Source organism: Qipengyuania sp. L-5Y (assembly GCF_056859455.1).
Window position 1 is genome coordinate 1 of record NZ_JBSXOM010000025.1, and the last position, 26,316, is coordinate 26,316.

Below are 26,316 nucleotides of genomic sequence, written 5' to 3' on the forward strand. Positions count from 1 at the left end.
TTGCGCTCCCCATCTTGATGATCTCGATCTCGTCTCTGGAAATGAGCACATAGAGTGTGCTGCGTCCGATCCCGAGATAGCGACAGGCTTCGGGTACGCGCATGGCGATCGGTTCGATGGCCTGGGGCCCGCATTGCTCGCAAGGATGCTCTGTCGTGCTCGCAGATGGCATAGCCGTCGATCCTTTCATCTTTCGGGTGATGACGGACCGACCTTGGGAAGCATGGAGGGAACAGGCCGGCCCGCCATCAGCACTGAGTATCGATCGATTAGGGCACCCTGCGCCACATGACGTTCCTACGCCGCAGCTGTCGTTCTTTCGCCGCAGCGCAGAGGCGTGGGGGCAAGCACTCCAGTCAAATGCACCGATGCTCATCGGGACGGCGAAGGACGTCCGGGCGAAAGCGGGTTACCGAACGAAAACAGCGCAGAACGCCAAGCGCCGTCGCCAATCTGTTTGATAGCAAAGAACTTTTTGAAATGAGCGCCGCAGGGGCAATATGGGTGCCGTCGCATATTACTGAACGAAACCAACCACCTGCGCCCCGACCGACGGCGGCGCTTTTATCTCGCCATCTTATTTGGCTTCGTTTTTGAGCAAGTATTCGCCATCGTCGTTTCCTCTCTTTAGCACTAAAAGACCAACTATTCGACGCCAATGTAGGCTGGTCTGCGAAGTAGCGGTTGAGGTCTGATACGCCGCGCAATCTTCCGTGCTCATCGAAGCCGGTATCGCTCTGCATCGAGGCGATACTTGGGCGCTCGCGGCACATGTCGCTATCGGAGTTACGGGGCATCGTCACAGGCAATCAAGCGTGGTCAGTCTGCACTGCCACAGGCGAGATATCGTGCTTCCCGTTGTCCTGGTCTGTATCATTCCTTCTGCCGCTTGCGCGGACCTCCGTATGTTGTCGAGCCGTCAGTCGGCTGCGTTCTACGTGTTCGTCATCATGACCGCGCGTAGCTCAGCCGCTGCATCTTGGCGGCGTAGGCGCTGTCGAACTCGTGCGCTTCGGCGTCGGGATCGCCGACATAGAACGTGCCGTCGCGCCACATCGCATGCATCACGATGGCGAGCTTGCGGGCGACCGCGACACGCGCCTTGGCGTGGCACTTGGTCTTCGCGAGCTTCAGTCCCCACGTCTTGATCGTGTCGCGCCCCTTGAACCGGGTGAGCATCGCGGATGCAGCCTCGTAGAGCGCGCGGCGCATATCGGGATCACCCGCCTTGCTGATGCGGCCCTTCACGTCGATCGACGAGCCCGACTGCCAGCGGCGCGAGGTAAGCCCGAAGTATGCTGCGACGTTGCGCGAGCGGCGGAAGCGGGTGGGATCATCGATCGCGCTCTTGAAGCTCAGCGCGGTCACCGGGCCGACGCCCGGGATCGCCATGAACCGGCGGCACAGCTCGTCGCGCATGGCGAGCTGGGTGACGAGCTTGTGCAGGATCAGATACTCATCCCACAGCGCCGCGCGGGCTCTGAGCATGCAGTCCATCAGCCCTGCGGTCATCGCATCGCCTGCGACCGCCTCGCGCACGGCCTTCGCCATCGATCCGCGTCCGACCTTGCCAAGCCGGATCCCGAACACCTTCAGCGAGTGGCGGATGGCGTTCTCGATATCGAGGAACTTGCGCTTGAGGTTGCGCCGCTGGACCAGCAGCAGGCGTATCCGGTAGCACTCCTCGGTCTTGATATGCGCCTGCCGGAACCACCCGGTGCGCATGATATGGGCGATACCGAGCGCATCGGCGGCGTCGGTCTTGTTGCGCTGGGCCGACAGCGCGGCGCGCACATGGCGCGTCTCCAGACAGACGGCGGGCAAGCCCAGCTCGATCAATCCGGCATGCAGCCACGGCGATACCGATCCCGCCTCATGGCCGACCCGGCGCAGCCGTCCCGCAAACCGCTCCAGCGCCTCAGCGATCAGCTCCGGCTCGGTCGGGACCTCGGTCTCCAGTACCACCTTCCCGTCATCGCCCACCACACAGATCGCGGTCTCCTCGATCGATACATCGAGCCCTGCAAAGTACTCCATCATCCGACTCCTACGCTTCCGTTTAACCGGAGCGAGGGAAGCGCCTGATGCAGCCGCTGTGCAAGACTTGGCCGCAGCCAAGTCCTCCCCAAATACAGCGGCCCTCATTTTCTTTCTTCAAATCAGACGCTTACGGACAAATACCCCACGCCGATTACGCCTGCAAGCGGAGTGCATCGCGACTGTATCCGGCGCTGCCAGCGACCTGCAGTGATAGCGTTGCGAGTGTGCTTCTGATTAGCAACCAAGCTGCAAAGTTTCTGTAGCGGCAGTGTCTAAGAGCGTCGCTAAATGATGCAACGCCAAGGCAGCGCAACGACGCGATCATCGCACACCAAGCGCCAGATATTCGGATTACGAGCGCACACGGGATACTCGACGATTGGTTGCGGCCACGCTCGTGGACGGCCTATGTGTCAGCTTCTGGGTCAATAATGTTGACGCTTTAATGTCGTGGTTTAGGGTGGGTGTGCGACGGTCGGCTTTTAGGCCGCGCATTCAATATAGAGGACATTGAACCGGCGACGAAGTTGGACCGTATGCGATCTGTCCGGCTTGCGCATTAGAAACTAAAATGCTGCCGTACGGCTTCCGACACCATTCGCGATATTTAAGAAAGGGTTGAGAATCGATCTCAGACGAAAGCGAAAGCTGGTGCCAATCCAAAGGTCGACGGATCAACATCTGGGCATTTCAGTTGGTGACCTAAACAGATACGATGGATTAAGTTCACCTACCCCCTAAAACGGCGACCATCGTCTTGCTGCGTTGCTCTGGAACTGAGCGCTTGCCGCTCATTCGACCAAAGTCTATGAGACGAGCGTCGGCAGAATCAAATGTCGATAAAGCGTGCCGGTAACGGGAACGCAGTGAGGTCTCGATAGGCCAATTCTGCGGCTGTCCCTGCAACTGTAAGCGGCGAGCGCGTAACATGGGTGGGGTTGGCTCCACAACCACTGGGCGGCAATTGTCGTCTGGGAAGGTATGTTTCGTGCGACAACCCGTGAGCCAGGAGACCGACCGGCGCGTGTCGCTCTTGCCGGGCTCATGGGATTGGCCAGGCGCGAAACGAATTTCGTCCGGGCGACGAGTAGCGGTTGGAGCCGCATCGGCAGGACTGCCGGGGGATGCACGCGTCCGTCCCTAGCAGTCTCGTCGACCGCACTCGTGCGGACGCTCCGGCCAAGTCGCCCGGCGCCCCGGAAATTCGTTCTCATGAAATACATTCACCTGTCGCTTCTGTCTTCCGTGCTTCTGCCGGCTCCATCGCTCGCTCAGACCATCGATCCCGCTGCCGATCCAGAGACATCCAACACCTCGATCGTCGTCACCGGGAACCGCGCCACCGATCCCATGCCGCTCGACCGGATCGGCGGATCGGTCACCGTCCTCGACGAGCAAATCCTCGACCGGAGGCAAGTCCGCGAGGTGTCCGACGTGCTCCGCGACGTCCCAGGGGTCGCGGTCGGACGGGTTCCCGGTCAGACACAGCTTCGGTTGCGCGGTGCTGAAGCCAACCATACGCTCGTCCTCGTTGACGGGATCGAGGTGTCGGATCCCTATGCCGGCGAGTTCGATTTCGGAACGCTTATCGCCGACGAGGCTTCGCGGATCGAGGTGCTGCGCGGACAGCAGAGCGCGATCTACGGGTCGGACGCGATCGGCGGCGTCATCCAGTACATCACTCTCGACGGCCGCGATGCGCCCGGGGCGGTCGCGCGGATCGAAGCCGGTTCGTTCGGCATGGTGAACGGTGCTGCCCGGATCGCTGGATATAGTGGCGATCTCGACTACGCGCTGTCCGCCACACTCAATACCACCGATGGCACGCCAGGCGCCCGGAACGGCACGCGCGATCTTGCGAACGACAGTGGTGCGGTCTCGCTGAAGACGACGTTCGCGCCATCAACCAATGCACGCCTCACTGGTGTATTACGCTACGCGCGCACCAATGCCGAATTCAACGACAGCGATTCCGATCCGGGAAGTCCGACCTTCGGATTCCAGGTCGATAGCCCCGGCAACCGCTTCGAGAACGAGGCTATCTATGTGCTCATCAGGGGCGAGCTAGACTTGCTCGACGATCGCTGGACCCAAGCGTTTTCGGCCCAGATCGCGGATACCCGGCGCGACGGTTTCGCTTCGACTGGACGCAGCTATGGCAGCGAGGGCCAGAGGTTGAAAGGGTCCTACGATACGACGTTGCGTATCGAGGCTGGCGGTCTGACCCACCGGGTCACGGCGGCTCTCGATGTCGAACGCGAACGCTTCCGTAACACCGATCCGACCGGCTTCGCATTCACCGGTCGCCGACAGATCGACAATGTCGGTCTCGTCGGCCAGTATGCGATCGATCTCGGAGACCGAGCGAGCGCGTCCGCATCCATCCGCAGGGACTGGAACGACCAGTTCGCCGATACAACCACGTACAGGCTTCAGGCGAGCTATCGGATCGCTGCGGCTACGCGAGTGCGCGGGGCCGTCGGATCGGGGGTGAAGAACCCCTCGTTCTACGAACTATATGGGTTCGTGGACGGCCGTTTCATCGGCAATCCCGACCTCAGGCCCGAGAAGTCGAGCGGATGGGAGATCGGGATCGACCAGTCGCTGTTCGGTGAGCGCGCTTCAATCGGGGTCACCTATTTCGAGAGCGAACTGGACGAAGAGATCTTCACTTCTTTTCCGCCCCCGAACTTCGTCGCCAGCCCTGGCAATCGCGATACCGTATCCAAGAGAAACGGCGTCGAAGTGTTCGGCGAGGCGCGCTTCGCGGAAGCTTGGCGCGTCAATGGAGCTTACACCTATCTGCGTTCCCACGAGGATGGCGCGCGCGAAGTGCGGCGGCCCTCCCATACCGCCAGCCTGGCTGTCGACTGGCGCGCTCCCAAGGATGCCGGAGGGGTCACGCTCGTTGCGCGCTACAATGGAGAGACGATCGACAGCGCTTTCATCGATCCCTCGTTCGTGCCGGTTCGCGTGCAACTGGACGACTACTTTCTGCTGAACGTCAACGCCGACGTGAGGGTGATGGATAATGTCGAGCTGTTCGGCCGAGTCGAGAATTTGACGGCCGCCGATTACGAGGATGTCTTCAGTTTCGCGACGCCCGGACGCTCGTTCGCCATTGGCGCGCGCGCGCGTTTCTAAGGAGAATTTCGATGACGGATGAAATGATAGCAAAGTCCGACATTGCGAGGTTCGCATGGCCTGTCACACTTGCCTTGGCGACGGTGGGCGGATCGCTGGTTGCCGCCTGCATGATGCCGTTCGTGGCTGTTACGATCGTGACCGCCGCGACCATGCGCCGCTCGCTCGCGTTAACGACGATCCTCGCGATCTGGGCGACCAACCAGTTGCTGGGGTTCACCGTCCTCGGCTACCCGCACACGGGATATGCGTTCGCCTGGGGCGGTGCGCTGGGCATCGCATCTATTCTCGCCATGCTCGCCGGTGCCATCATCATGGGAGAACAAAACGAGCTGAGCACCCTTCGGACATTTGGCGCCTTTCTGATCGGCTTCGCTGTTTACGAGGCTGCGCTATTCGGGTTTGCTTTGGTGGTAGGCGGGACAGAGACTTTCACGATGGCGATCGTGGGACAGATCTTCGCGAACGATGCATTATGGTTCGCAGGACTGTTGTTGGCGTCCTGGCTCCTCGCCAGAGCCGCTCCCACGCTATTCGGACCTTCTCCGCGAATACGGTTCGCCTGACATGGCGCAGCCGCGCATCGTGTCCCTCCTGCCGAGCGCGACCGAAATCGCCGTCGCACTCGGATTGGGAGAGAGCCTCGTCGGTCGCTCGCACGAATGCGATTATCCGCTTTTCGTAAAGGCATTGCCGGTCGTCACGTCGACCAGACTCGAGAAAGGACTGACGTCGCGGCAGATCGACGACCGGATCCAGGAAATCGTGAGGCAAGGACTGTCGGTATACGAAGTCGATACCGCGCTTCTGCGGGACTTGCGGCCCGACCTCATCTTGACCCAATCGCAATGCGCGGTCTGCGCGGTCACCCCTGCCGATCTGGAAGAAGCACTCGGCGACTGGATCGGAACCGCCCCGACGCTGCTGTCGCTGGCACCCGATACATTGGAAGATGTATGGAGCGATTTCGCTAAGGTCGCCGAAGCGGCGGGAATTCCCAAGCGTGCATCATCGGTCGTCGGTGACTTGAAGGAGCGGATGTCAGGGCTATCCCGAAGTAGCGCGGAGAGGATGGATCGCCCGCGTGTCGCCGCGATCGAATGGATCGATCCGCTGATGGCCGCAGGAAACTGGGTACCCGAACTAATCGAGGCGGCCGGCGGTCACCCATTGTTCGCGCGAGCCGGAGAACATTCCTCGTGGCTGAATTGGGACGACTTGATTGCCGCCGATCCCGATCTGATCGTTGCGATGCCCTGCGGATATCTGTTGCCACAAACGCTCGCCGATCTGGGGTCGCTCGTCGACCACTTCGGTTGGAAAGACCTTACCGCGGTTCGCAAAGGGAAGGTCTTTGCCGTTGATGGCCACCATCTTTTCAATCGTCCTGGCCCACGACTCGTCGAGTCGGCTGAACTGATCGCGCAGTTGGTTGGGGCGACGCCAACACAGGCATTGGAGATGGGACGGGATTGGATCTCCATCGATGGGGTTTGACGATGTTTTTCGCGCTATTCGACGCGAAACGAGCGCATCAGCCCTTGTTTTCAAAGCTGCGTACCGATACTCAAAATCAGCTGCATGCAAAGTTGCGCGCATTCAGCTTCAAGTTCGCACCGCTAACGGGAACACAGTGAGGCCCTCCAAGCGTATCGCCAGGGCGAAACAGCGGCACGAATACCGAGTCGTGCGCGTCGCTGATCGAAATACAACCGTCGATCCGCTTGATGGTACCCGACAAGGTCGTCAGGTTGAGCGTCGCCGGATAATCATCGAGAATGATGAGGTCGCTTTGAGACACCCGAGTGTCGGAGCCACAGGCGACAAGCCCCATATAAAGGGCGAGTGTGGTCGCGATCCTCTTCACGGCGCAACGAAGCCGGAAGTGGTGTTGATGGTGAAGGGCGAGTAGCCGCGGATCGTCGTGAGTGGCATGTCCGCCATGACAGTATCGAGGATCAGCCCTGCGGACTAAGCGTGAGGTTCATTCCGGCTAGAAAGCCGACACCTCCAGCTGGATGACCAGCTCCTCTACGACTCCCCCAAGACCAGCAGACCAAGAGAAGAACCGCCAAGTCCCCTGATTTATGCACACCGAACACGGCTGCGCCGTAGCTCTTTTCGGGACAAAATAGGCTTTGGAACAGCCACTTAGTTCAGAATGGCGCTCCCGAAACATATTTCGGCGAAGGACGAAAGAAACGATATGATCGGAATATGCCGGTACATCAGCGCGTTAGCGCCGAAATATCTTTCTTCCGCAAACGCGCTTCCCTTTCCGTTTCGGCGGATATATAAAGGGCTTGCGATAGAGAAACCATGCACAACTCGGAAAGAGTTTGCATGGCCAGTACCTACAAAGGCATCGGCGTAGGGTTCTCCCCCGATGCTCTCGAAGCCCTCGACGCCTACGCGGCCGCACAAGGCATAACGCGTGCCGAGGTAATACGCACCTCCGTCAATATCGGCCTGCCGATGCTCAAGCTGGGTATCGCACTCAATGGCCAGCGTGCGCTCACCATCCTCGAGCACACCCAGCTTGCGCTCTCCCTCCTGGTCGAAAGGCAGTATCCGGAGGACAGTGACGAGCTGATCCGTGCGGCCATGCGCAACGTGCGAGAGCACCATGCGTGAGGATATCAGATACAACCAGCAGGCGATCACTCTGACGCACGCTTCTGCGCGCGGAAAAGTGAAGCGGAACGCGGGCAATTTCACGCGGGGATCGCAGCTGTTCCATCACGAGATCCTGATGACCTGGGCGGGGATCAGAATCCCGCTCTACACATGGATCGGAACCACCGTCCTCCTGCTCTTCGTACTGGGCTATTTCACGTTCAAGACTCACGAAATCCACCTCGTCCTGATGAAGCTTCTTTCCTCGGTCTGGGGATGGATGTCGCTGGATCCGATGAAGGCGATCAACCTGACGCTTCCTTCCGGCCAGGTGGTGCAGGGGACGATGTCGATGGTGCCATACCATCCCGCCGTCGAAGCCGCGTGGTCGCGGGCTATCCAAGTGACCGTATCCCCGCATACGCAAATGCAACCGGGCGAAGCATGCTGAACGTCACCTTCGTTGCCGCCGCCCGCCGGTTGCCTCCGGTCGCCCTGGCCCTCGTTTCCGTCCTGCTGCTTGCCCGATTCATGGTGCATAGCGGAATGATAGAAGCACTGGCCCTCGCTGCCGCCGAGCTGCTGGGATCGGCCTGGCCGCTCGCTTCGCCATTGACCGGAGCGCTGGGTTCCTTCGTCACTGGTTCGGCCACGACCTCGAACATCGTCCTGGCCGAATTCCAGGTGTCCGCGGCGTCTGCGGGCAATGTCGCGCCGCTGCTAGCGCTTGCCGGCCAGGGTTTCGGCGTAGCGATCGGCAATATCGTCGCGCCGCACAACATCGTCGCCGGCGCTGCGACCGTGGGTTTGATTGGACGGGAGGGGGAGGTTCTGAAACAAACGCTACCGGTCTGCGTGCTTTATGCGGTTGCTGGCGGCGCGCTGCTCCTTGCGCTGTCTGCCTTGCTGCCGATGTTCTGAAATCGCCGCGAACGGCGTAACCCTCAATCCGGCCGCCAGCGTCAGAAGCTGTGGTGTTTTGACATATCTCCATAAAGCCGATGGATATCGTCTGCCCGGGCAAGGTCGGTACCGGGAGTAAGCACGGCGGCAGCGCCGGCCGCCATGCCGAAGCGCAAGGCGTCGACAGGCTCACGCCCAGCCGAGAATGCATGGACCATTGCCGCCAGAAAACTGTCTCCTGCTCCGACGGCACTCATGGCTTCCACGGGAAGCGCGGGGAGCCGGGTTGTTCCATTTCCATTCGTCAGGATCGCGCCGTCGTGACCCATTGTCACTGCGACATGCTCGGCTTCTCCACGCCGGACTATGCCTTCTGCGGCTTCGATAATCGCTTCCTCTTCCTGCAATTGCTTGCCGGTCAGCGCGCGCAGTTCGCCAATGCTCGGCTTCACCAGAAAGGCGCCGCCGCCTTCCAGGCCGTGGGCCAATCCGGCTCCGGAGCTGTCGAGGACAAACCGGATGTTCCGCTTCTTAGCCAATCTGCCGATGCGGGCATAGAAATCATTCGGCACGCCCTGCGGGAGCGAACCGCTGGCGACGAGGTAATCACAGCTGATTTCCGCCACGGCAGCTTCGCATTCCTGCCACTCTCCAGCCGATATGATTGGTCCGTCGGTTACGAAGCGATATTCACTCTCGCTGTCCCGCTCAAATATCGATGTGCTTACCCGGGTTTCGCCAACGATCGCGATCCGGTTGCGCACCAGCTGATGCAAATCGACTAGCCAATCGAGAGCAGCACCAGCCGCGCCTCCGCTCAGATAGCAGCAACGGGCGTTGCCTCCCAGCCGTACAAATACTCGCGCAACGTTGATACCGCCGCCGCCCGGATCATGTCGCTCATTGCCTCCGCGCATCTTGTGCACTGGCAGGATGCGATCGATTTCGAACGCAACGTCGAGGGTTGGGTTCATCGTAAGCGTCACAATACTTAGCATCAGGCGTTGATCTCCAGTTCCGCTTTAACCAACAAACGTGTTTTTCATGGCAAGGTGTCAGTTCGGGCCAGAATAACTACATAGCAGCGAACTGGCAACAAGGCGCAGTTCAATACCCTATTGCACTGGGAACTGCGCGAAAAGCCGTGGCGGTACGCTATGCACCACGCATCGGGGGCCAAACCTGGCGGTGTCAATGCCAGCCAGAGGCTTGTGGGCATTTAGAAGGTTTGCAGGCATCCTGTGGCTGGTAGTATAAAGGTCGAACCGCAGCATGCCGAAAGCCCCGCTCAGGTGTTGGGGCCGCCTGGAGATTACAGTTGACCCGCATGGAAGTGTCGCTTTCGCCCGAACACCTCGACGCAGCAGTGTTCGATCTTGATGGCGTACTTACAGACACGGCTGGTCTGCACGAAGCAGCGTGGAAGGAAACCTTCGACGCCTTCCTGCGCCAAAGGCGCCCGCCCCTGGCCGATTTCAGCCAACAGGATTACCGGGCGTTCGTCGATGGCCGCCGCCGCGAGGACGGCGTTCGCGCCTTCTTTGCCTCGCGCGGCATCGAATTACCCGAAGGATCGGAGTCCGACCCGCCCGATGCTGAAACGGTACAGGGGTTGTCCCGGCGCAAGAACGAGGCGGTACAGGAGCGACTTCGGTGCGATTCTGCGCCGCTGCTAGGTGCCAGGGCCCTGCTTCAGGCTTTGCGGCGAGCAGATATTCGGGTGGCGGTCGCTTCCTCCAGTGCTAACGCAGGGGCGGTACTCAAGGCCACCGGGTTGGACAGCTTTGTCCAGATACGGGTAGACGGGGTCGACTCAGCACGACTTGATCTGCCAAGCAAACCGGACCCGGCGCTGTTTCGCGAGGCACTGCAGCGGCTGGAAGTCGAGCCGACGCGGGCGGCGATCTTCGAGGACGCGATTGCCGGTGTCGCGGCGGGCCGGAAAGCCGGTTTCCACACCGTCATCGGCGTCGGTCGTGGCCAGCATGCCGAGGCCTTGCTTGCAGCAGGTGCGGACATGGTGGTGCCCGATCTATCCGTTGTGGAAGTTCTCTGAGCGTCAGTTCGAGATTGACTTTACGTGCTATCGTCGGGTTCGGCGGGATCGACCGCCCCGGAGCCCGCTTTCCGATCGGGCGCCATTTTCGTCGTCGGTCGTCGCGCTTCCGGAACGGCAGGGGTCAGCTGCACAGTTTCATCTTCGTGTATGATTTCTAGCGCATCGCCGGCTTCCAGCCGGTAGACCGTCTCCTCGTGATCGATCGACACGCGAATGCGCCGCCCGCGGATCGTGAGCGGAATTTGCAAGCGTGTCCATTCGGCGGGCAGGCGGGGGCGGAACCTTGTTTCGCCACTTCCGTCGCGCAGACCGGCGAACCCGTAGGCGAGCGCCATCCAGGTGCCTCCGATAGAGGCGACATGTGCGCCATGCTTTACATTGCCGCCGACGTCGGAGAGATCCATCGAGGCGGCGAAATTGAAGTAGTCGAAGGCCTTTCGACTATAGCCGATCTCACTCGCTATGATCGACTGGATGCAGACAGACAATGAACTGTCATGAGTGGTGATCGGGTCGTAATAGTCGAAATCCCGCTTCTTTTCGGCATCGGCGAAATGACCGTTCATCAGGAACATGGCCAGCAGCGTATCGGCCTGCTTGATAACCTGCGATCGGTAGAGATTCAAGGGGTGATAGTTGAGCAAAAGGGGATAATTCTCCTCCGGGGTGTTCTCGAAATCCCAGACCTCCTTGTCGAGGAAGCTGTCGTCCTGCGGATGGACGCCGAGCCGCTCGTCATATGGTAGGTACATGCGATCCGCGGCTTCGCTCCATGCCGCGGGCTCTTCGGGCGCCAGGCCTGTCCGCTCGACCAGCGCTGCGCGCGCATCCTTGTCGAGAGTTAGCACGGCTTTGGCTGCGAGGCGCAGGTTTTCCTGAGCCATCAGATTGGTGAAGTAGTTGTTATCAACTACCGCATTGTATTCGTCCGGCCCCGTCACCGCGTTGATGCAGAACCTGCCCTCCCGACGAGCCGAAAAGAAACCGAGGTCGAGCCAGAAGCGTGCCGTCTCGACCAGGATCTCGGCGCCGTAGCGGGCGAGGAACTCGTCATCTCCGGACACTTCGACATATCTATTCAGTGCATAGGCGATGTCGGCGTTGATGTGATATTGCGCGGTACCGGCCGCGTAATAGGCCGAGGCCTCGTTCCCGTTGATTGTCCTCCAGGGAAAGGTTGCGCCCCGATGACCCAGCTCGCGCGCGCGCGCTCGTGCCTGGGGAAGCATATCGTAACGGAATTTGAGCACCGCGCGCGCGGTATCGGGCGCGGTGTAGTTCAGGAACGGCAATACGTAGATCTCGGTGTCCCAGAAGTAGTGGCCTTCGTAGCTGCGCCCCGTCAGGCCCCGCGCGCCGATGCCATGACCATGCACACGGAAAGACGCTTGCATGAGCTGAAACAGGTTCCAACGTATGACCTGCTGGATCGCAGGGTCGCCCTCCACTTCCACGTCCGCACCGGCCCAGAATTGCGCCACGTTCTCCTCCTGTCTTGCAAGCAGGACGGGGAAACCGCGTGCGACGGCCTTGTCGAGACTTGCTCTGGCAGCGGCAACCATGTCGTCGCCGTCTTCAAGCCCGTAATGATAGGCCATGAACTTGGTGAGCCGGATCGGCACGCCCGCGCGTTCGGCTATTCGCATCGTCACCGCGGCGCCGGTCTCCTTGCGTTCCGCGACCGTCTCGCACGGTGAGGACGTTTCGAGCACGTGATCCATCGCGCAGCCGAGCGCGAGCCGCGAGCGGCAGGTCACAAAGCCCAGCACGGCTCGCAGGCCGTCCACCGACCCACCGGTCGTACACAGGATGCTGCCTTCCGGAGTTTCGGCCAGTCGCGGGTCGAAGTCTTCGAGTGGCAACGGAGCGCGCTCCACGATCTCCGACGAAATCACCAAGTCCACGTCGTCCTCGGGCACGAGTTTCCCAGTGGATCGCAGCGACGTGCTTCATGTCGAGCGAGACCAGACGTGTCGTTTTCAGCGTAAGACGGCGCCCCCGCTGCGTTCTCCACGTGGTGTTGCGTGTGAGCACGCCTTTCGCCAGATCGAGGCGGCGCGAGAACTCCAGCACCTCGGCTGTGGCGAGATTGAAGATTTCATCATCGACGGTCAGGCGTATGGGGGTGCCATCGGGGCAGACAAGCATGCTCTGGCCGGTGTCGGGAAAACCGTAGGCGCTCTCACCGTAGGTAATCGGCCGCGTTTCGTAGAAGCCGTTCAGATAGGTACCCGGCTCTTCCACCGGTTGTCCCTCGTCCCGCGGATGCCGAGATACCCGTTGGAGAGCGCAAACATCGTCTCCGCTTGCCCGGTATATGCCTGAAGAAGGTCACGATCGAACCGCGCCGCCCCCACTCCCCACGGGTCGACCGGGAAGATGTCTCTGGGAGGAGTAAGGCGTGGGCGCAACATGGATTTTTCCTGGTTAGTAGGTGGGATGGATATCACATCGTATATCTGCGGGTGAACCGCTTCTCGGCTTCCAGAAGCAGCAGCAATCCGAAGCCGATCAGCACGATGATCGCTCCTTCGGTAATGGTAAGCGCCTCGGTTTCAAAAACGATTTGCATGAGCGGCAAGTAAGTAAACGCGATCTGCGCGACGATCACAATCGCCAGCGCGACCAGCACGGGTCTGGTGCCGAGCGCCCCCTTCAATGTGAGTGAACGCATGTGCAGGAAGCGAACATTGAAAAGATAGGCGATCTCGGCAACCACCAGCATGTTGACCACCATCGTGCGGGCCTTTTCCACACTGGCACCCAGCGATTGCGCGCCAAAGAAAATCAACAGCGAAACGCCCGCGAACAATGCCGAAACCAGTGCCACTCGCCAGACGAGGAGCGGGGTCAGCAGAGGGGTATCGCGCCTGCGCGGAGGCCTTTCCATGACACCCGGCTCTGGGGGTTCGAAGGCAAGGACGAGACCCAGCGTCACCGCGGTGACAAGATTGACCCACAAGATTTGCGTCGCAGTCATTGGCAGCGCGAAGCCGGCGAGGATGGCGAGCACGATCACTATTGCCTCGCCTCCATTGGTTGGCACGGTCCAGGCAATGACCTTGCGGATATTGTCGTAGACAGTGCGGCCTTCGCGTACGGCGGCTACAATCGATGCGAAATTGTCGTCGAGCAGCACCATCTCGGAGGCTTCGCGCGCGGCCTCGGTCCCTGCGATGCCCATGGCGGTGCCGACGTCGGCCTGTTTGAGCGACGGCGCATCGTTGACCCCGTCACCGGTCATCGCGACGATATGGCCATGCGATTGCAGCGCGCGCACGATACGCAGCTTGTGCTCGGGGCTGGCGCGCGCGAACACCGAGACCTGCTCTACACGCCCGGACAGCTCGTCGTCGTCCAATGCTTCGATCTCTGTGCCGGTCAAAGCCTGCGGATTGTCCGAAAGGTTCAACTGCCGGGCGATCGCCATGGCGGTCGCGGCATGATCGCCGGTGATCATCTTGATCGCGATGCCGGCCGATCGGCATTCGGCGATCGCCCGCTTTGCCTCCTCGCGCGGCGGATCGACGAACCCCATCAATCCCAGCATCCGTGCATTCTTCAGATCTGCGTGCGCAATGCGCTCTCTTGACTGTTCGAGCCGGAGCATGGCGAAACCGAGCAGGCGTTCCCCTTGAGCGGCCGCGCGCTCGACATTGCCTGACCAGTCTGTCCCCCGTCAGCACCTATGGCACAGATTTGAGGTTGTGATTTAAGAAGGATTTGGGCTTCGTCGTAGTGACGAAGGAACGAAGATGAAGCCCAAATCCTCAAAGCCCAAATTGCCTGCCGAGCAGGTGGTGAAGGACATCCGACGCAAGACCCGTCGGCATTTCTCTGCTGAAGACAAGATCCGCATCGTGCTCGATGGCCTACGCGGCGATGACTCCATTGCCGAGCTGTGCCGCCGTGAAGGGATCGCACAGAGCCTGTATTACACCTGGTCCAAGGAGTTCATGGAGGCCGGCAAGCGCAGGCTTGCTGGCGATACAGCCCGTGCTGCTACCACCGACGAGGTAAAGGATCTGCGCCGTGAAGCGCGCGATCTGAAGGAATGCGTGGCGGACCTGACGCTGGAGAACCGTCTGCTCAAAAAAAGCATGATCGCGGATGGGGGAGACGACGAATGAGGTATCCCGCATCCGAGAAGCTGGAGATCATCAGGATCGTCGAGCAGTCGCACCTGCCCGCCAAACGCACGCTGGACCAGCTCGGCGTGGCACGGCGCACCTTCTACCGCTGGTATGATCGTCACCTTGAAGGTGGCCCCGAGGCGCTGGCAGACCGACCATCCGGGCCGAGCCGGGTGTGGAACCGCATCGGCGAGGATGTCCGGCAGCAGATCGTCGAGATGGCGCTGGAACAGACCGAGCTGTCCCCGCGAGAACTGGCGGTGCGCTTCACCGACGAGAAGCGCTACTTCGTGTCCGAAGCTACGGTCTATCGCCTCCTGAAGGCCCACGATCTGATCACCAGCCCGGCCTACACCGTGATCAAGGCGGCAGATGCGTTCCACACGCAAACCTCCCGCCCCAACGAGATGTGGCAGACCGACTTTACCTACTTCAAGATCATCGGATGGGGCTGGGTCTATCTATCGACCGTGCTCGACGATTACTCACGCTACATCATCGCCTGGAAGCTCTGCACCACCATGCGAGCCGAGGACGTCACTGACACGCTCGATATGGCGCTGGCAGCTTCAGGCTGCAACCACGCCAACGTGCTGCACAGGCCCCGCCTGCTGTCGGACAATGGCCCCAGCTACATTGCCGGGGAACTAGCCGAATACATCGAGGCAAACAGGATGAGCCATGTGCGCGGCGCTCCCTTCCATCCGCAGACGCAGGGCAAGATCGAACGCTGGCACCAGACCCTGAAGAACCGCGTGCTGCTGGAAAACTACTTCCTGCCCGGCGATCTCGAACAGCAGATCGAGGCCTTCGTCGAGCACTATAACCACCAGCGCTACCACGAGAGCCTGGACAATGTGACACCCGCCGATGCCTACTTCGGCAGGGCTGCCGCCATCATCAAACGAAGAGAAAGGATCAAGCGAAAGACACTCGAACATCGGCGCTTGCAACACTGCAAGCTCGCCGCCTAAACATCAATCCGAGACGAGGCCCACACTCCGCTGATCTACGCCGCGAGTTGTGCCAAATGTTCTGACGACGGACAAACCGGTCGCGCGCTCTTCCTTTCGGTTTGGTATATTCTACTGGTCTGTCGCGGTTAAGAAATAACTCCCAGTAGATAAACACCCCAAGAGAGCACTACTGAGTTGCTTAGCTTCACCACAGTCTCTTTTGAGATCGAGGCCAACGTAGTGCCGCAGCCGTCCGTTGGACAATGCTGAGAATTGCGGAGCCTCCAACAAAACTAGGCTTCGTGGACAAAGGATATCCAGAGTTTGACTGAGGCGAGCGCGACGAAGCCGAGGTAGGACTCTCTGGTCTTGTCATAGCGGTTGTTTCGCGGCCACGTTAAACGTCGTGCAGACGAGAGAGGGCGTTTGTTATGGTAATCGGGACACGAGTTTCTGAGCGGTTTCTGTACCTAACGCCGCCCGATGGACAATAGGTTTCTTCTCGAACTTGGGCTAGCTCGCGGTAAGCGCAGTATAATTGGGAGACCACACATGGCGGTAGAAGAATCCGATGGACACGTCGAGAAATCGGTAACGCGTGACGACGGCAGCTGGCAAATCCCAGAGCCGGGTCACTCTGAACTCGTGCAGATGCGAATTCGCCTCATCACCCTTGAAAACATCGTTCTCGGGCTCCTCTCTGATGCGACCGAAAAGCAGGTCGACCAGATAAGGCGGCGCGCCGATATGATAGAGCCACGCGCTGATGCCAAAAGGCATCCGCTCACCGAATTGGCAGCAGACGAAATGCGGAAATTTCTTGATCGATCTCAAAGGATCCTGAAAGTAAGCGGTTCCAGCGACGCGATCATAGAATAACTATCGACCAAGTGATTGAAGTTGCTGGTTTTGCCGGATCCGCTTTTTACGACCGTCGCGAATAAAGGCCGAAGCGTGAATCGAACTTTTTGGCTGATATTTTTGTGGGAGCCTGGTCGCCTTCGTCTAAGAGATTTTCCAAATGCCTTTCTTCGACGGTGCAAACCTCACCCCATATGAGCGAACAGTACGCTGCGGCCTCGCCAGTCTCGGCGATGGCCGAATCCTGTTGACGGTTAATGAATTGGCCGTCCTCAAAGGTGGTGGCAACTGGCTTTGGTAACCTTCCAAGTCCCCGATCGCAATCTACCTTGCCTTTGGTCTCGAGGTTGCAGCCGTGGTGGTATTGATTGCCACCTCGCTGCCGCGCGAGAGCATCTCGAGTTGGCGCTATAGCGACTTGATGCCGGTCGAGCCTGCAACGGGCCTGGCGCTGGTGCTCATCAGTATGTGGATTATCGTACCTTACTTTCCTTGGCTTTCGTGAGGTTTGTGCGGCCTTAACCTGAATGATTAACCTCGGCGCTTACTGTTTCGTTCAAAATTCCCCCCGCCGCCTTATCCTAGGCATGCGATTGGCGAGCAGGATAAATTCGGAAAGGGCAAACTATGTGCCGCCGAGCGCGAAAAGCAGGAGCCACGAATTGTTGATGGGGTGGCGCTGCGTCCAATCCATGATGTGGAGTCTCCAGATGATAACTCCGCCAGCTAGCCAATTGCGGTGAGGGCGAGGCCGATCAGACGTCGTGCGGCGCAAACAGAATAGCTGCGGCACTGGCGGGACAAATCGCCGTTTCCAGCAGGTCCCAGCGGTCCGTCGGAGTTTCTTCGACCATCCAGAGCCAGCGACGTGAGGCAGCGATATAGACGCCGCGATAAGCCGCAAACGCCCGACCTGCGGCGTCGGCGTCAGTCCGCGCAAAAAATGTGCGAAGAGGGCGTACGACAGGATGCCGGGTTCAGCCACAAGCGCTGAGCGATCCATACTCATCCACGCCAGAAAGCAAGACACCCCGCGATTTCGGCGAGCGCGGCTAGGGATAGATCCAGACGGCGCTCACTGGATCGCGTCTTTTGCGAGCGTCTCGATAACCCGACAGTCGCTGACGGTGCCCTGGTCGCAGGTCGCAAGCATTCGGTCGAGTTCCCCGTGGAGCGCAAGGAGATCGATCTTCCGTTCGACTTCGGCGAGATCAGTGCGCGCAAGCGCACCGACGGCCGCGCAGGATCGTGACTTGTCGTCGGCCAGGTCGAGCAGTTCGCGAAACCGGAGCATAGGACACCAACCGCTATGACAGCTCCGAAAGTTGTAATATCACGTCTCGATAAGCGTCTAAATCCTTGTGCACGGAAAATGCCTGTCAGCAACAACTTGCTGATCAGTACTCGTCGCGCAGCCTTGGGATGTCTCTTTGTGCAATCAAAAGAGATGCGTGTTTACAAAGACAGGGATGATCATGGCGAAGATGAAGGCAGCGGTGTTCGTGGAGCCGGGGCGGATTGTGCTCGATGAGAAGCCGATTCCGGAAGTCGGGGCACTCGATGCGCTTGTGCGGATCACCACTACCACCATCTGCGGCACCGACGTGCACATTCTGAAAGGCGAATACCCGGTTGCCCCCGGCCTTACCGTTGGACACGAGCCGGTCGGGATTATCGAAAAGCTGGGCTCGGCCGTCACCGGGTACCACGAGGGTCAGCGGGTGATCGCAGGCGCGATCTCACCCAGTGGCCACAGCAACGCCTGTCTTGCCGGCTTTCATTCGCAAGACGGACCGGACGCTCGCCATGGCTGGAAATCGATCGGCGGATGGAAGCTCGGTAACACGATCGACGGCTGCCAGGCGGAGTATGTGCTGGTTCCGGACGCCATGGCTAACCTCGCCCCTGTCCCCGACGGTCTGACGGACGAGCAGGTGTTGATGTGCCCGGATATCATGTCGACGGGCTTTGGAGGGGCAGAGCGAGGCGGCGTCCGGATCGGCGATACCGTCGCGGTATTCGCGCAGGGGCCTATTGGCCTCTGCGCTGCGGCCGGCGCGAAGCTTGCCGGGGCAACCCTCGTCATTGGGGTCGATCGTTTGCCCGCACGTCTCCAGACCGCGAAAGCGCTGGGTATTGATGCCGTGGTGGACGCCGGCACCGTCGATCCTGTGGACGAGATACTGCGCCTGACCGACGGGCGGGGGGTGGACGTCGCGATCGAGGCGCTTGGAAGCCAGGCAACATTCGAGGCATGCCTGAGGGTGCTGCGCCCAGGTGGAACGCTTTCGAGTCTTGGCGTCTATTCCGCGGATATAAATGTCCCGCTGGATGCGTTTGCCGCCGCGCTTGGCGATCTCAGCATCGTAACGACGCTGTGTCCGGGCGGAAAGGAACGCATGCGCCGACTCATCAACGTCCTGGCGGCGGGGAGGGTAGACCTCCGGCCCATGGTTACCCATCGCTACAAGCTCGACGACATCGAAGCAGCCTATGAACTCTTCGCCCACCAGCGTGACGGCGTACTCAAGGTGGCCATCACACCTTAAAAAAGCCTCCCTCTCTCGAAGGGTCCCAGGCCTTGGGGTTTGGCCAAGAGAAAGCCGATACAATAATGGATATTTTGATCTGGATCATGGGCGAGGGCAATCAAAAAGGTCTTTGCCAAACCCAGGCTTCAGAACCGCACGACCGAACCACCAGCAGAGATAATAGATGACATCAATTGATCGACGAAAGTTTTTGGCCGCAGGCAGCGTCTCGCTCGGTGCCCTGGGTATCGCGGCTGCCATGCCAGCTTGGGCGCGCGGAGCGATGGGGGGAACTCTTGCGCGTCGCGGTAGCGATGTCCTGTCGGGAGAACATCTAAGCCTGACAGTGGCCGACGCCGTTTTCGAGACGGGGGCTCGTCGTGGTCCCGCCGTCACCGTCAATGGGACGGTCCCGGGACCGTTGTTACGGCTGAGAGAGGGACAGAACCTCGTCGTCGATTTGCTCAACAACAGCTCGGAAGATACCTCGGTCCATTGGCATGGCATGCTGGTTCCATTCCTTATGGACGGTGTTCCGGGCGTATCGATGGCTGGCCTCAAGCCGGGCGAACGATTCCGCTACGACTTCCCGGTCCGGCAGGCGGGGACCTACTGGTGGCACGCGCACACGTTGCAGGAGCCAATGGGACATTACGGCCCCATCATCATCGATCCGGCCGAGCCGGAGCCTTTCGCCTATGATCGCGACTATGTCCTCATGCTCTCGGACTGGTCGCCGATGAACCCGCACACGATCATGAAAAAGCTCAAGGTGGCCGACGCCTATTTCAACTACAACAAAACCACTGCAACCGACGATTATCCGCTGAGCGGTACAGCGCGCAGGATGTGGGCGCGCATGCGGATGATGCCGACCGACATCTCTGATGTGACCGGGGCGACCTACAGCTTTCTCGTCAACGGATATGGTCCCGACGACGGGCTGGAATTTTCCTATCGCCCGGGTGAACGAATCCGCCTCAGAATCATCAACGGCGCCGCGATGACATATTTCAATGTGCGGATTCCCGGACTGCCGATGACAGTTGTCGCCGCAGACGGGCAGAATGTCCGCCCCTTGGAGGTTGACGAGTTCCAGATTGGCAACGCGGAAACGTACGATGTCATCATCGAGCCGAGAGATGGCGATGCCTTTGCTTTTATCGCCGAAGCGATGGATCGCACCGGGATGGGCCTGGCCATGTTCGCGGCCCGACCGGGCGCGCGCGCTTCCGTCCCTGACCTGCGCGCGCCGCCGCTGCTGACAATGGCCGATATGGGCATGAGCGACATGGAACCTGGCTCCATGGACCATGAAGGCGTGGGAGGCGCGCAGTCTGCGCCAATGGGTGCGATGGCGATGGACGGAATGAGCATGCGCGACACATCGAAGTTGCCACCGGACGTAAAGGTCGGTCCGGGGCTCGACATGGTGGCAATGAATCCGGTCGACCGCATGGGCTATCCCGGTACCGGGCTCGACAAGGTCTCCCACCGCGTGCTGACGTACAAGGACCTGGTGGCGGCCAAACCGAACAGGGATCAGCGTCGGCCTTCGCGCTCGGTCGAGATTCATCTGACCGGTAACATGGAGCGCTACATGTGGTCTTTTGACGGGAAGAAGTTTTCTGCCGTCACCGATGACCCCATTCGCTTCGCGTTCAACGAACGCGTCCGTGTGCGTCTGGTGAACGATACGATGATGGCGCATCCCATTCATCTGCACGGCCACTTCTTCGAACTGGTGAATGGCCACGACGGTTTTCAGCCCCTCAAGCATACGCTTACGGTCCAGCCAGGAAGCAGTGCAACTTTTGATCTGACTGCCGATGAGCCTGGCGACTGGGCATTCCATTGCCACCTGATCTACCACATGCACAACGGCATGTTTCAGGTCGTCACCGTCCGCCCCCTGAACGGGGAGGTTGGGCAATGAGGACTGGAGCGTTCATTCTTCTGCTGGCTTCGGCTGCTCCTGCATACGCACAAGACCATGCGGCGCACCAACCCCACGAAGTGCAAGCAGATGCACCAGATAAGGCGCCGCCGCAGTCGGCGCATCCCGAGCAGGAAAGCGAAATCCAGGCAGCCACAGCGCTGCCGCCGATGGATCACGGGTCGATGGATCATCAGCAGCCAGGCGAGCCGGGAGGAATGGATTCCGGCGCCGTTGGCCACGATCCTGCGGGAGCCATGGAGATGGACGGCGCCATAGATCACTCGGCTCATGGCGCGATGGATAAAGTTGCGGGAATCCCGGAAGCTCCGCCGCCGCCGGAGGCATATTCTGGCCCTGCCTATGCGGCCGATGCCTTCGTCGGTCCCCGAATCATGGCAGCTTCGCGCGCAGCAGTGGCGCGCGTGGTCAGCGGCCTGCCCGTCTTCTGGTTCATGGCTGACCGGGCGGAATATCGCGTGCGCCAGGGCAAAGACGGATATTTGTGGGATGTTCAAGGCTATTACGGCGGCGATATCGACAAGTTCTGGTTCAAGAGCGGAGGTGAGGGCGTTTTCAGCGAGAATCCGGAATCAGCTGAAGTCCAAGCGCTCTGGAGCCACGCAATTGGCCCATGGTGGGATCTGCAAGCGGGTGTCCGGCAAGATCTGGCCGGTCCCGACCGGACGCATGCAGTCGTTGGCGTCCAGGGGCTTGCCCCCTACCTATTCGAAGTCGATGCGGCCGCCTTCGTCTCCAACAAGGGTGATGTCACCGCGCGGATCGAGGGCGAGCTTGACCAGCGTATCACCCAGCGGCTGATCCTGCAGCCGCGTGCGGAAATAGGCCTTTCGGCACAGGACATACCAGAGCTCGGGATTGGCGCCGGCGTCGATCGTATCGAGACCGGCTTGCGCTTGCGATACGAGTTCGTGCGCGAATTTGCACCCTATGTCGGGATCGATCAGGAGTGGCGGCTTGGCCAAAGCGCCGATTATGCCAGGGCTGCCGGAGAGGATCCGAGCGTGACCAGTTTCGTCGTTGGCGTGCGTCTATGGTTCTGACACGCAAGCCTCAGCTGGGAAACGAATATTCTCGAGTATGAGCCGGATCGTCAATTGCAGTGACGGTCTCGGCCACGTCCTTCGGCCCGAGTAAAGCTGATAAGGCGATCGGAACATATTTTGCACTGAGCGTGGAGAGTATCCACCCGTTCGCAGACAGAATGAAAGGCGCATATTATGCTCGGGCCCTCCTCTGCCTCATCCTTGCGGACACTCGATGATATCGACTTTGGCGGTAAGACCGCCATCGTCAGGGTCGACCTCAATGTGCCCGTCGAAGACGGGGTCGTGGCCGACGCCACCCGGATCGAGCGCATTATCCCTACGCTTGTCGAACTGACCGCGAAGGGCGCGAAAGTTGTCCTCCTTTCTCACCTGGGTCGTCCGAAGGGAAAGGTGGTTGCCGATATGAGTCTCGAGCCCGTCGCGGGCGCGCTGGAGAAAGCGATGGGCATGCCGGTTCGTTTCGTCGCGACGAACTGGCGCGATGGCCATGCGAGAGAGGCCGTCAAAGCCGCGGCGCCGGGCGATCTACTGCTCATGGAAAACACGCGGTTCCATCCGGGTGAGGAGACCAACGATCCAGAGCTGGTCGCGCAGTTCGCAAACCTGGGCGACATATACGTAAACGACGCATTTTCCTCAGCGCATCGTGCTCATGCATCGACGGAGGGCATCGCGCACGTGCTGCCGGCGGTGGCAGGGCGCGCTCTGCAGGCTGAGATCAAGTCGCTGAGCCTGGTTCTCGAAAACCCGGATCGCCCGGTGTTCGCGCTTGTCGGCGGAGCCAAGGTTTCCACCAAGCTCGATCTCCTCGTCAATTTGGTCGCCAAGATGCAGGCCATCGGCATTGGGGGTGCGATGGCCAACACGTTTCTGGCTGCCCAGGACCGGCCAATAGGCAGATCGATGGCCGAACGCGAAATGCTGGACAATGCCCGTGAGGTTATCCACCGTGCTAACGAGGCCGGTTGCACGATTTTCCTGCCGATCGACGTGGTCGTAGCCACCGAGTTTACCGCCGGCGCCGTCTCGCGTACGGTTTCGGTTGAGCGGGTCGGCGCAGACGAAATGATCCTCGACGTCGGTCCCGCGACAGTAGCGCTTCTTGAGAAGGCGCTGAAGCACATGCGGACCGTCGTCTGGAATGGTCCGGTTGGAGCGTTCGAGGTTCCGCCTTTCGACCAGGGAACGGTAGCCCTTGCCGGGGCGATCGCCGATTTGGCAGATGCTGGGCGCCTCCGAGCAGTCGCGGGCGGGGGTGACACGGCCGCAGCGCTCAACCACGCGGGCGTTGCCGACCGGTTCAGTTACGTGTCGAGCGCAGGTGGGGCGTTCCTCGAATGGCTTGAGGGTAAGGCGCTGCCCGGCGTCGTGGCGCTGCGAAGATGAAGGTGAAATCATATGCGCACAGAACCATGTATGACCTCTTTCCTCGCACCTCTAGGTTTCTAGCCCCTCCCGCGCACGCTCGAGCACCTTCATCTCCTTAACCTGCTCGTTCCTGAGCTTTCGGACCGCATTGGCAGTGTCTCTAGGAACGCCGGGTTGCTTCAGCAGGACATTGGACATGTCTATCGCGCCGCGATGATGTTCGATCATCTTCCTCAACCAGACCGTGGACACATCGGGACCGAAAACGCCTGTGGTTGCATCGTGCATTTTTTGTATCGGCCGCAGAAAGACCAGCGCGCTCTCGACATCTGTGGGCCCGTCGCGTAGCAGCTTCTCGAGCTCGCGGACCGCCCGTTCCTGCGCTCGCACCGTGTGCATTGCCAGAGCCCGGATTTCAGGAGATGGATTTTCCTGAAGAAGCACCCGCGACAGTGCCGCTCCGCCCTCGTGGTGCGCAATCATCATTCTTACCCAATTGTCGCCCGAGCTCGTTCCGATGGCGGCTCTCATGCTGTCGTACATGGCGGTTTCGGCCCGGAAGAATGGCCCAAGATCATGTGAAATGGCCTCGGAGGGATCGCCGCCGTTCTGGGCCCCCGTGCGGTCACAAGCCGACATTGTCATCAACAAGCAAGTTGCCGTGATCTGCCGTGCGTCCAGTCGTTTCTTCATATCCGCCGATCTGACGATTGCACTGGCACATATTCTTATCACCCCGTTGTTCGTTCGTCACACGTTTGTGTACCTCCAATGAGCTGGCGCTATCAGCATCTTGGATAGTGAGTGTCTTGGGCTGACGGGCGGAAAGGTCGCTCCAGGTTCATCGGAGGTTTTGTGTCGATGGAGGAAATCGCCTCCAGCCATCCCTGCCGGCAGTCGAATGACGCATTCACGATTTCTGGACCTGGGGGCGGGAGATTGCGGGCAACAGGACGCTTCTGAAGCCTTGTCCGGACAGGCGGCTGCGGAGCAACCATGCCGATGATGACTTTTTTCCGTCGGCTTGAACCTTTTCAGTGCGGTGGTCGGATAGTCCTTGGATTTGCCGTGGGGCAGGGACAAGGTACACCGGGTTTTAATGTAGATCGCCACATTGGGAGGGAGTTCATGGTCGGCGGAAGCCATCCTGCATCAGCAGCTTCAGGATCGGATATTCTTGCGCTGATTGGCGATGGTGTCGTCAGCACAGACGGAAGCGGACGCATCCTGCTTTTCAACCGTGCAGCTGAAGAGATTTTCGGCTACGAGGCTGACGAGATACTTGGCGAAACGGTCGAGATCCTTCTTCCTCGTCGCTTTCGTGCGAGACATGTCAGCGACGTGAAGGCGTTCGCGGCGGATTCGGAGGCGACCCGCCGCATCATGGGGCATCGCAGGGATGTGCTCGGGCAACGCAAGAATGGCGAAGAATTCCCCGTCGAAGCCACGCTATCCCGGCATGTGCTCAGTGGGAACACCACCCTCACGGTCGTGATCCGGGACGTCTCGGAGCGCAGGCATCTTGAGCAGGAACTCGAAACGCGTAACCGCGAGCTTGCAGCGAACGAAAGTCGCTTGCGCCTGGCGCTCGGGGGCGGGCGCATGGGTACGTGGGAGTGGAGCCTCCAGAACAATGAACTCGTGGGCGATGACGCCTTGCGGCACCTATGGGGGTTGAGCGAACAGAAACGGCTCAATGTCGATGATGCTTTTGCGAGGGTTCACCCGGAGGATCTACCCGGGCTGCGCCGGGTGCTCGATAACGCCATTGCCAGGACCGAAGAGTTTGCCGGGGAGTTCCGGATTCGCGATCGGGAGGGATCATCCCGCTGGGTAGCCGCGCGGGGCACGGTCTTGCGCGGAGGGGAAGGAGAAGCCCAGACCCTTGTTGGCGTCTCCTTCGATGTGAGCGAGCGGCGTGAGCTTGACGAACAGCGACGCCTGCTCGCCGCCGAGCTGAATCACCGCAAGAAGAACATGATGGCGTTGGTTCAATCCGTCGTGAGTCTTTCCTCCCGTGGCACCCAATCCGTGGATGCTTACAAGCAAGCGCTGCAGGGGCGGCTTGGCGCGGTCGCCAAGAGCCTGAACCTGACGCAAGACGGCGAGAGCGGCACCACTCTGCTTGATCAGCTCCTTCGCGAGTTGGAGCCCTTCCGGAACGCGCACGGCACCAATATCGTGCTTGCGGGCCCAACTGTCTCACTTGATGCGAAGACAGGTCTTTCGGTCGGCTTGGTTCTCCACGAATTGGCTACCAATGCTGCGAAATACGGGGCCCTGAGCCTTGCGACAGGGACCGTCTCGGTAGAATGGGCCCTTGAGGACAGTGATCGAGGCTGTTGGCTGACGCTGGAATGGAGAGAGAGCGGCGGACCGCCCGTATCTCCGCCAACGCACCGCGGTTTTGGCAGTACCCTGATCGAGACGACGCTTACGCGATCTTTGCGCGGGAAAGTTGAAATAGACTATCTTCCCCAGGGATTGTTCTGCCGTATGGCGTTGCCGCTTGAGAACAAAGAGGAACGGTTGAGCCTCTGATTGGACATTTCCAAAATATCTGATCAGCGGCAAACTTATGAGCAGGAAGGAACGCTGCCTCCCGAGCAATCGGTTGGTGCCTTTCGCGCCGCGTTTCCGCGACTCGTCGGTTGAAGCCCGATGGGCCGCCGTGTCGTTTTACCGGCGCGGCGGCTCTG

General features: G+C 60.0%; 23 protein-coding genes, 2 pseudogenes and 1 riboswitch. Of the genes and pseudogenes, 14 read left to right on the plus strand and 11 right to left on the minus strand.

The features are described 5' to 3' along the window. Both AC13F2_RS05170 and AC13F2_RS05175 read right to left on the minus strand, forming a co-directional pair. Positions 1 to 376: excisionase family DNA-binding protein (locus tag AC13F2_RS05170; protein ID WP_482970449.1), on the minus strand; the 376-nt coding region annotated here is incomplete at its 3' end. A 572-nt stretch (positions 377 to 948) separates the two neighbouring features. Continuing rightward, complete coding sequence (locus tag AC13F2_RS05175; protein WP_482964515.1) at positions 949 to 2,037, minus strand: IS110 family RNA-guided transposase; 1,089 nt, start codon at positions 2,035 to 2,037, stop codon at positions 949 to 951. 807 nt (positions 2,038 to 2,844) lie between these two features. Then, positions 2,845 to 3,076: riboswitch (cobalamin riboswitch) on the plus strand. Between the two features lie 176 nt (positions 3,077 to 3,252). Between AC13F2_RS05175 and AC13F2_RS05180 the strand changes: the two genes are divergently transcribed. The 3 genes from AC13F2_RS05180 to AC13F2_RS05190 are packed head-to-tail and all read left to right on the plus strand — an operon-like array spanning position 3,253 to position 6,681. After that, positions 3,253 to 5,184 (plus strand): TonB-dependent receptor plug domain-containing protein, encoded by a 1,932-nt coding sequence (locus tag AC13F2_RS05180; protein WP_037447551.1) that lies wholly within the window; start codon positions 3,253 to 3,255, stop codon positions 5,182 to 5,184. Positions 5,185 to 5,195: 11 nt separating this feature from the next. Continuing rightward, positions 5,196 to 5,750 (plus strand): hypothetical protein, encoded by a 555-nt coding sequence (locus tag AC13F2_RS05185; protein ID WP_051749615.1) that lies wholly within the window; start codon positions 5,196 to 5,198, stop codon positions 5,748 to 5,750. Position 5,751: 1 nt separating this feature from the next. Continuing rightward, positions 5,752 to 6,681 (plus strand): cobalamin-binding protein, encoded by a 930-nt coding sequence (locus tag AC13F2_RS05190; RefSeq protein ID WP_482964514.1) that lies wholly within the window; start codon positions 5,752 to 5,754, stop codon positions 6,679 to 6,681. Between the two features lie 76 nt (positions 6,682 to 6,757). On the opposite strand, the gene AC13F2_RS05195 is transcribed toward AC13F2_RS05190, so the two are convergent. Beyond that, positions 6,758 to 7,051 (minus strand): hypothetical protein, encoded by a 294-nt coding sequence (locus tag AC13F2_RS05195; RefSeq protein ID WP_482964513.1) that lies wholly within the window; start codon positions 7,049 to 7,051, stop codon positions 6,758 to 6,760. Between the two features lie 476 nt (positions 7,052 to 7,527). Here AC13F2_RS05195 and AC13F2_RS05200 point away from each other — a divergent pair, with 476 nt between their 5' ends. From AC13F2_RS05200 to AC13F2_RS05210, 3 genes are read left to right on the plus strand one after another with little or no spacing between them, the layout of a single operon-like run. Beyond that, positions 7,528 to 7,818 carry a hypothetical protein gene (locus AC13F2_RS05200; RefSeq protein WP_149036579.1) on the plus strand — a complete coding sequence of 97 codons (291 nt, stop codon included), beginning with the start codon at positions 7,528 to 7,530 and terminating at the stop codon, positions 7,816 to 7,818. After that, positions 7,811 to 8,251, plus strand: coding sequence for a hypothetical protein (locus tag AC13F2_RS05205; RefSeq protein WP_482964512.1), 441 nt, complete (start codon positions 7,811 to 7,813; stop codon positions 8,249 to 8,251). Before AC13F2_RS05200 ends, AC13F2_RS05205 begins: the two co-directional genes overlap by 8 nt. Beyond that, positions 8,245 to 8,721, plus strand: coding sequence for an L-lactate permease (locus AC13F2_RS05210; protein ID WP_482964511.1), 477 nt, complete (start codon positions 8,245 to 8,247; stop codon positions 8,719 to 8,721). The genes AC13F2_RS05205 and AC13F2_RS05210 overlap by 7 nt, the downstream gene beginning before the upstream one ends. A 41-nt stretch (positions 8,722 to 8,762) precedes the next feature. Here the strand turns inward: AC13F2_RS05210 and AC13F2_RS05215 are convergent, their stop codons facing one another. Further along, the gene (locus AC13F2_RS05215; protein ID WP_244959111.1) at positions 8,763 to 9,677 is read right to left on the minus strand and encodes a 1-phosphofructokinase family hexose kinase; all 915 of its coding nucleotides are present in this window, start codon (positions 9,675 to 9,677) and stop codon (positions 8,763 to 8,765) included. Positions 9,678 to 10,030: 353 nt separating this feature from the next. Between AC13F2_RS05215 and AC13F2_RS05220 the strand changes: the two genes are divergently transcribed. After that, positions 10,031 to 10,759 carry an HAD family hydrolase gene (locus AC13F2_RS05220; RefSeq protein ID WP_482964521.1) on the plus strand — a complete coding sequence of 243 codons (729 nt, stop codon included), beginning with the start codon at positions 10,031 to 10,033 and terminating at the stop codon, positions 10,757 to 10,759. 20 nt (positions 10,760 to 10,779) lie between these two features. Here the strand turns inward: AC13F2_RS05220 and AC13F2_RS05225 are convergent, their stop codons facing one another. The 4 genes and pseudogenes from AC13F2_RS05225 to AC13F2_RS05240 form a co-directional block, all read right to left on the minus strand. Then, the gene (locus AC13F2_RS05225) at positions 10,780 to 12,681 is read right to left on the minus strand and encodes a glycoside hydrolase family 65 protein (RefSeq protein WP_482964510.1); all 1,902 of its coding nucleotides are present in this window, start codon (positions 12,679 to 12,681) and stop codon (positions 10,780 to 10,782) included. Between the two features lie 52 nt (positions 12,682 to 12,733). Beyond that, a pseudogene (locus AC13F2_RS05230) lies at positions 12,734 to 13,006 on the minus strand (hypothetical protein); the annotation flags it as partial. Beyond that, positions 12,982 to 13,176, minus strand: a complete 195-nt coding sequence (locus tag AC13F2_RS05235) for a hypothetical protein (RefSeq protein ID WP_482964509.1) — start codon at positions 13,174 to 13,176, stop codon at positions 12,982 to 12,984. The pseudogene AC13F2_RS05230 and the gene AC13F2_RS05235, both read right to left, overlap by 25 nt. Before the next feature lie 32 nt (positions 13,177 to 13,208). Beyond that, positions 13,209 to 14,312 (minus strand): HAD-IC family P-type ATPase, encoded by a 1,104-nt coding sequence (locus tag AC13F2_RS05240; RefSeq protein ID WP_482964508.1) that lies wholly within the window; start codon positions 14,310 to 14,312, stop codon positions 13,209 to 13,211. Between the two features lie 205 nt (positions 14,313 to 14,517). On the opposite strand from AC13F2_RS05240, the gene AC13F2_RS05245 reads away from it, so the two are divergent. Both AC13F2_RS05245 and AC13F2_RS05250 read left to right on the plus strand, forming a co-directional pair. Continuing rightward, positions 14,518 to 15,869, plus strand: a protein-coding gene (locus AC13F2_RS05245) for an IS3 family transposase (RefSeq protein WP_482964507.1) whose coding sequence is annotated in 2 segments (ribosomal slippage) — positions 14,518 to 14,853 and positions 14,856 to 15,869 — 1,350 coding nt in all. Because the reading frame shifts where the segments join, the coding sequence is not laid out codon by codon here. A 534-nt stretch (positions 15,870 to 16,403) separates the two neighbouring features. Next, positions 16,404 to 16,730 carry a hypothetical protein gene (locus AC13F2_RS05250; RefSeq protein ID WP_482964506.1) on the plus strand — a complete coding sequence of 109 codons (327 nt, stop codon included), beginning with the start codon at positions 16,404 to 16,406 and terminating at the stop codon, positions 16,728 to 16,730. A gap of 737 nt (positions 16,731 to 17,467) precedes the next feature. Here AC13F2_RS05250 and AC13F2_RS05255 read toward each other — a convergent pair. Further along, a pseudogene (locus tag AC13F2_RS05255) lies at positions 17,468 to 17,599 on the minus strand (YnfA family protein); the annotation flags it as partial. Positions 17,600 to 17,787: 188 nt separating this feature from the next. Continuing rightward, positions 17,788 to 18,006: a MerR family DNA-binding protein gene (locus AC13F2_RS05260; RefSeq protein WP_066850924.1), complete on the minus strand. Its 219-nt coding sequence runs from the start codon at positions 18,004 to 18,006 to the stop codon at positions 17,788 to 17,790. A gap of 157 nt (positions 18,007 to 18,163) precedes the next feature. On the opposite strand from AC13F2_RS05260, the gene AC13F2_RS05265 reads away from it, so the two are divergent. The 4 genes from AC13F2_RS05265 (at position 18,164) to AC13F2_RS05280 (ending at position 23,635) form a co-directional block, all read left to right on the plus strand. After that, positions 18,164 to 19,261: a zinc-binding dehydrogenase gene (locus tag AC13F2_RS05265; protein ID WP_482970450.1), complete on the plus strand. Its 1,098-nt coding sequence runs from the start codon at positions 18,164 to 18,166 to the stop codon at positions 19,259 to 19,261. 166 nt (positions 19,262 to 19,427) lie between these two features. Next, positions 19,428 to 21,179, plus strand: a complete 1,752-nt coding sequence (locus AC13F2_RS05270; protein WP_482964504.1) for a copper resistance system multicopper oxidase — start codon at positions 19,428 to 19,430, stop codon at positions 21,177 to 21,179. Beyond that, the gene (locus tag AC13F2_RS05275; protein WP_482964503.1) at positions 21,176 to 22,243 is read left to right on the plus strand and encodes a copper resistance protein B; all 1,068 of its coding nucleotides are present in this window, start codon (positions 21,176 to 21,178) and stop codon (positions 22,241 to 22,243) included. Before AC13F2_RS05270 ends, AC13F2_RS05275 begins: the two co-directional genes overlap by 4 nt. Before the next feature lie 177 nt (positions 22,244 to 22,420). Then, positions 22,421 to 23,635: a phosphoglycerate kinase gene (locus AC13F2_RS05280; protein ID WP_482964502.1), complete on the plus strand. Its 1,215-nt coding sequence runs from the start codon at positions 22,421 to 22,423 to the stop codon at positions 23,633 to 23,635. 51 nt (positions 23,636 to 23,686) lie between these two features. Here the strand turns inward: AC13F2_RS05280 and AC13F2_RS05285 are convergent, their stop codons facing one another. Next, positions 23,687 to 24,310, minus strand: a complete 624-nt coding sequence (locus tag AC13F2_RS05285) for a DUF305 domain-containing protein (protein WP_482964501.1) — start codon at positions 24,308 to 24,310, stop codon at positions 23,687 to 23,689. Between the two features lie 435 nt (positions 24,311 to 24,745). Between AC13F2_RS05285 and AC13F2_RS05290 the strand changes: the two genes are divergently transcribed. After that, positions 24,746 to 26,158, plus strand: a complete 1,413-nt coding sequence (locus AC13F2_RS05290; RefSeq protein WP_482964500.1) for a PAS domain S-box protein — start codon at positions 24,746 to 24,748, stop codon at positions 26,156 to 26,158. The last annotated feature ends 158 nt before the right edge of the window (positions 26,159 to 26,316 follow it).